The 3,407-nt window shown below is 65.9% G+C and carries 4 protein-coding genes; all 4 read left to right on the top strand.

Annotated features, from left to right (window positions below):
* Positions 1-54: 54 nt before the first annotated feature.
* Entirely contained in the window at positions 55-276 is a 222-nt protein-coding gene (locus AC1DU6_RS24310; protein WP_477860201.1) for a (2Fe-2S)-binding protein, read from the top strand.
* Between the two features lie 124 nt (positions 277-400).
* The gene (locus AC1DU6_RS24305) at positions 401-616 is read left to right on the top strand and encodes a cold-shock protein (RefSeq protein WP_056205145.1); all 216 of its coding nucleotides are present in this window, start codon (positions 401-403) and stop codon (positions 614-616) included.
* Positions 617-702: 86 nt separating this feature from the next.
* Positions 703-2,994, top strand: a complete 2,292-nt coding sequence (locus AC1DU6_RS24300; protein ID WP_477860199.1) for a YgiQ family radical SAM protein — start codon at positions 703-705, stop codon at positions 2,992-2,994.
* Between the two features lie 129 nt (positions 2,995-3,123).
* A partial coding sequence (locus AC1DU6_RS24295; RefSeq protein WP_477860197.1) for a response regulator occupies positions 3,124-3,407 on the top strand: 284 nt, incomplete at its 3' end.

The following is a 3,407-nucleotide window of genomic DNA, read 5'->3' as shown; positions in this document are numbered from 1 at the left end:
CGGCAAAACCGCTCTTTCTGCAAATGAGACCGATTCGCATTAGACTTCGCACCCATGATTGTTTGTGTCTGCCACCGAGTCTCTGATCGCGATATCGCGATTGCCGCCTCCAGCGGCTGCCCGAATTTCGAGGCCCTGCAGGATGACCTGCGCGTGGCCACGGCCTGCGGCGCCTGCCGGGACTGCGCCTGTGCGGTTTTCGAGGAAAGTCGTGTCGAAGGCGCCGCTCCGCGGGGACGCGGCATGGTGGTCGTCCCGATCCGACTGGCGGCATGAACTAGAATGCTCCCCGGCGCCGACATCCGGCGCCTTTTTGTTGGTCTGATTTCCTGAACGTCGTTGTGAATTCCGCAGCCGATCTGGGGCGGGCCACGCAGCACGACAACAGTAAGGAAATTCCATGAGCACCCTCCAAACCGGCACTGTCAAATGGTTTGACGACGGCAAGGGCTTCGGCTTCATCACGCCGGCCGACGGCAGCAAGGACCTGTTCGCCCACCACAGCGAAATCAAGAACAACGGCGGCTTCCGCACGTTGGCTGAAGGCGCCCAGGTCGAATTCGAAGTGAAGCAGGGCCCCAAGGGCCTGCAAGCAGCAAACATCCGTTCGCTGTAATCCCTCACGGCTTTGGCCGTTGAGTCAAGCCCGCGCCCTGCGCGGGCTTTGTGCTTTCTGGGTCCGCCGTCGACAATCCACCTCTTATGTCCGCCTTGCCCGTCACTGCCCCGAAGGCCCTGACCGCTTACCGCCCGTTCTGGGCCAAGCGTTTCGGCCCCGCACCCTTCCTGCCCATGAGCCGGGCGGAGATGGAGCAGCTCGGCTGGGATTCCTGCGACATCATCATCGTCACCGGCGACGCCTACGTCGACCACGCCAGCTTCGGCATGGCCGTGATCGGCCGCACGCTGGAGGCGCAGGGCTTTCGCGTCGGCATCATTGCTCAGCCGGACTGGAGCAGCGCCGACGCCTTCAAGGCCCTGGGCAAACCCAACCTGTTCTTCGGCGTGGCGGCCGGCAACATGGATTCGATGATCAACCGCTACACGGCTGATCGAAAAATCCGCAGCGACGACGCCTACACGCCCGGTGGCGAAGGYGGCAAGCGCCCCGACCGCGCGACCCTGGTCTACACCCAGCGCTGCCAGGAAGCCTTCAAGGACGTGCCCATCGTCATCGGTGGCATCGAGGCCTCGCTGCGCCGCATCGCCCACTACGACTACTGGCAGGACAAGGTGCGCCGCTCCGTCCTCGTGGACAGCAAGGCCGACCTGCTGGTCTACGGCAACGCCGAGCGCGCCATCATCGAGATCGCCCACCGCCTGGCGCGCCGCGAGCCCATCGAGAGCCTGACCGATGTGCGCGGCACTGCCTTCATGCGCCGCGATGAAGACCCGACGGCCGAAGGCTGGTTCGAGCTGGACTCGACCGAGGTGGACCGTCCCGGCCGCATTGACGAGCTGATCAGCCCCTACCAGATCGTCGAAGAGAACAAGGCCTGCGCGTCCAACGACGCGCCCGATGGGGCGAAGCCCATCACCATCCACAAGACCGGCCGCATCACCATGCCGCCGCGCGACCACACGGTGGTGCGCCTGCCGGCCTATGAGAAGGTCAAGAGCGACCCGGTGCTCTACGCCCACGCCAACCGCGTGCTGCACCTGGAGACCAACCCCGGCAATGCCCGCGCGTTGGTGCAGCGCCACGGCGAGCGCGACCTGTGGATCAACCCGCCGCCCATCCCGCTGACGACGCCGGAGATGGACCACGTCTTCGACCTGCCATACGCGCGCAGCCCGCACCCGAGCTATGCGGACGAGAAGGGCGGCCACGACGGCGCGACCAAGATCCCGGCCTGGGAAATGATCCGCTTCAGCGTGAACATCATGCGCGGCTGCTTCGGCGGCTGCACTTTCTGCTCCATCACCGAGCACGAGGGGCGCATCATCCAGAGCCGCTCGGAAGACTCCGTGATCCGCGAGATCGAGGAGATGCGCGACAAGGTCAAGGGCTTCACCGGCATCGTGTCGGACCTGGGCGGCCCGACGGCCAACATGTACCGCATCGGCTGCAAGAGCCCCGAGATCGAGGCCGCCTGCCGCAAGCCCAGCTGCGTCTACCCGGGCATCTGCCCGAACCTGAACACCAGCCACGATCCGCTGATCAAGATGTACCGCCGCGCGCGTGCGCTGCCGGGCGTCAAGAAGATCCTGATCGGCTCGGGCCTGCGCTACGACCTGGCGGTGGAGTCGCCCGAGTACGTGAAGGAGCTGGTCACGCACCACGTCGGCGGCTACCTGAAGATCGCGCCCGAGCACACCGAGGGCGGCCCGCTGTCCAAGATGATGAAGCCGGGCATCGGCAGCTACGACCGCTTCAAGCAGATGTTCGAGGCGGCGAGTGCGGCGGCCGGCAAGAAGCAGTACCTGATCCCTTACTTCATCGCCGCCCACCCCGGTACCAGTGACGAGGACATGATGAACCTCGCCGTCTGGCTGAAGAAGAACGGCTTTCGCGCCGACCAGGTGCAGACCTTCTACCCCAGCCCGATGGCCACGGCGACGGCGATGTACCACTCGGGCAAGAACCCGCTCAAGGGCATCAGCCGTGACGAGACACGTGGCGAGAGCGTGGACATCGTGCGCGGCGAGCGCCGTCGCCGCCTGCACAAGGCCTTCCTGCGCTATCACGACGCCAACAACTGGCCGCTGCTGCGCGAGGCGCTCAAGGCCATGGGCCGGGCCGACCTGATCGGCAACGGCAAGCACCACCTGATCCCGAGCTACCAGCCCATCACCGACGGCAGCTACGAAAGCGCGCGGCGCAAGAACTCGACCGGCGTCACGCCGGCGGCCAAACCAGCGAGTGCGGCACCGATGAAGCCGGCCACGCCGCGCAAGGGCCAGCTCTTGACCCAGCACACTGGCCTGCCGCCGCGCGTGACCGGCGCAAGTCGTAACAGCGCGCCGCGTCCGGGCAAACCCGCAAAACGTTGAGGCGATTCGCAGGACTTTTGCCCCTGCTTTTCGTGACTACAAGGCCGAGGATGCCGTACGCTTGCGGCTACTTGACGAGTAGGAGCCGCGGCCGCGCCGTGATGCCCCAGCCCCGGAGCCCTCGCCCCCATGCAAGAAACGCCCGCCGTTGACGACGACCTGCTCGAGCTGCTCGACGACCCCGAGCACGCTGAAGGCGAGCATCGCCCGCAAGACCGGCCCTGGCGCATTCTCATCGTTGACGACGACGGTGACGTCCACAAGGCCACCGAACTGGCCATGCAGGGCCTGACCGTCGAAGGCCAGCCCCTCGTCTTCCTGCACGCCTCTTCCGCCGCCCAGGCCCGCCAATTGCTGGCTAGCGAGGACGACCTCGCCGTCGTGCTGCTCGACGTCGTCATGGAGAGCGAAGA

This window comes from Roseateles sp. P5_B10 (assembly GCF_056400485.1).
Note: the sequence above shows the minus strand (reverse complement) of the source record. Positions and strands in the feature narration are given on the sequence as shown.